General features: G+C 34.5%; 2 protein-coding genes. Both read left to right on the top strand.

Going from position 1 to position 2,010, the window contains the following annotated elements:
• Positions 1 to 731, top strand: a 731-nt coding sequence (locus HMPREF3277_RS13155) for an RHS repeat-associated core domain-containing protein (protein ID WP_141765151.1), incomplete at its 5' end; no start/stop codon positions are given.
• 36 nt (positions 732 to 767) lie between these two features.
• The gene (locus tag HMPREF3277_RS00005; RefSeq protein WP_003764259.1) at positions 768 to 1,184 is read left to right on the top strand and encodes a DUF4304 domain-containing protein; all 417 of its coding nucleotides are present in this window, start codon (positions 768 to 770) and stop codon (positions 1,182 to 1,184) included.
• The last annotated feature ends 826 nt before the right edge of the window (positions 1,185 to 2,010 follow it).

The following is a 2,010-nucleotide window of genomic DNA, read 5'->3' as shown; positions in this document are numbered from 1 at the left end:
CGGACGGCAGATATACCTATATCTACACCGACCCAGATTCCTACGAGCCTTTAGCACAAGTTCGCGATTGGACAACCGAAGACGGCGAAAGCCGCCAACAAACCCACTACTTCCACTGCGACCAAATCGGCATCCCGCGTGAGATGACAGATAAGGATGGCAACCTCTTATGGTTCGGCAACTACACCGGCTGGGGTCGTCTGAAAGAAGAAACCAAGGTAACGGATAGCGCATACCAACCCTTCCGCCTGCAAAACCAGTATGCCGACCGCGAGACGGGACTGCATTACAACTTCTTCAGGTATTACGAGCCTGATGCGGGTCGGTTTGTGAATCAGGATCCGATTGGATTGATGGGTGGGGAGAATCTGTATTGGTTTGCGCCAAATGTACAAATTTGGGTAGACTTTCTAGGATTAGCAAAAGGAGCTGCGAATCCCGTTGTTAAAGCAGCAATTGAAGTTGGGAAAAGAGCTCATAAAAATTACTCTCTTACGTTAGGAGGGGGATATAACTTTGAAAGTAGTTTTAGAACAAAGTCAGGGAAATTATACCGATTTGATGCAATTGACTATAAAAATTGTCTTGTGCGTGAATTAAAACCTGATACAAAATCAGGGAGATGCAAGGGAAATAAACAATTAAATAACTATGTGAGAATTCTTAATAGTGAAGGCCCTGATTCTTGCAAAGGGAAATGGAAAGGTATACTTGATCTTTATAAACCATAAACCTAAAATTTAAAGTGTAATAAGGAAAAATTCAACATGAATGCTGATTTTGAGAAAATTTTTTTTAAAGAGTTAAGAGCCATCTTAAAAAAAAATGATTTTTTAAAATTGAATACCTTAAATTATTTCTATAATAATAGTTATATTCAATGCATGTTTAATATTCAAAAAAGTAAATACTCTAAGCAATATTACTTTAATCTATGTGCAAAAAAAACTTCTCCTGATATCTCGCCAAAAGAAATTTCTTGGGGAGCGGATCTTATTTTAAGATTAGAAAATCTATTTCCTAAGTACTCATTTTTAATTAAAGGGATAAATTTTGATGAAAATAAAGATAAACAAAATTATTTCGATTTTCTTAATTTATTAGACACCTACTTTTTAATCGAAATAAAAAAACTAACAAATATAGAAATATTCGAAAACTATATTAAAATGCAACAGATATAATAAATTTAATTTAAAAATTTATTGAATATTTTATATTTAACCTCCACAATTTGGCAATGTCTTCTGAAAATTTTTAGACGACAACTTTCCTATGTATGAGTCATTACCTGTTTTGCCTACCATGATAACTGCCAAATTGTGAAAGTCTCAGGAGGAGTTTTAAGGAAGTAATATTATGAATACCAATAAAAAAATTATAGATATAAATTTCTAACTTACATGGTCGTCTGAAGTGATTTTCAGACGACCTTCTTCTTATATTGTTGTCCTAACAGTTCAGATAACGATACAGATACATATAACTCAGCCAATCGGCTATGACAGAGATACAGGAGCAATTCTTACAAAAGTCAAAGTTATTGTAATGAAAGGCACCAATAAAATTATTACAGGATATCCATCATGATAAATACTGATTATTTTTGGTTTAGAGAGTGCCCCATATGCGATGGGCAAGGTAGATTAATTATAAAAAAAATATTGACTCTAATAAATTATTTCTCTGTTGCGATGAATGTATGAGTTGCTGGGAAAATGAGGATGACTTAACTCAACAAAGAAAAAAATTTATGGAATATTCTATTAAGTCAAAGATAGTGAATGCTTCAGAAGACGATATTAGTAATTTTCATTGGGAAAAATATAAACTACATAAGTGTTCTGATACATTCATCTGATTTTATTAACTGTAGTTGGATCGAGGTCCAATAAAACCGCAAGATCGTCTGAAATCAATCTTCAGACGATCTTTCCCTATAAGTGACCTTTACCTGCCAGACGCCCGCTCCGCCGTCACCGACAACCGCCTGAAAACCTACAACGGCAC

Source organism: Neisseria sp. HMSC70E02 (genome assembly GCF_001838645.1).
Classification (GTDB): Bacteria; Pseudomonadota; Gammaproteobacteria; order Burkholderiales; family Neisseriaceae; genus Neisseria; species Neisseria macacae.
The sequence above is the reverse complement of the archived record's forward strand: the minus strand, read 5'-3'. Positions and strand labels throughout refer to the sequence as shown.

What these genes read in the sequence shown, in the direction of transcription:
- HMPREF3277_RS00005 (WP_003764259.1), top strand. Translation starts at nt 768, where the DNA reads ATGAATGCTGATTTTGAGAAAATTTTTTTTAAAGAGTTAAGAGCCATC.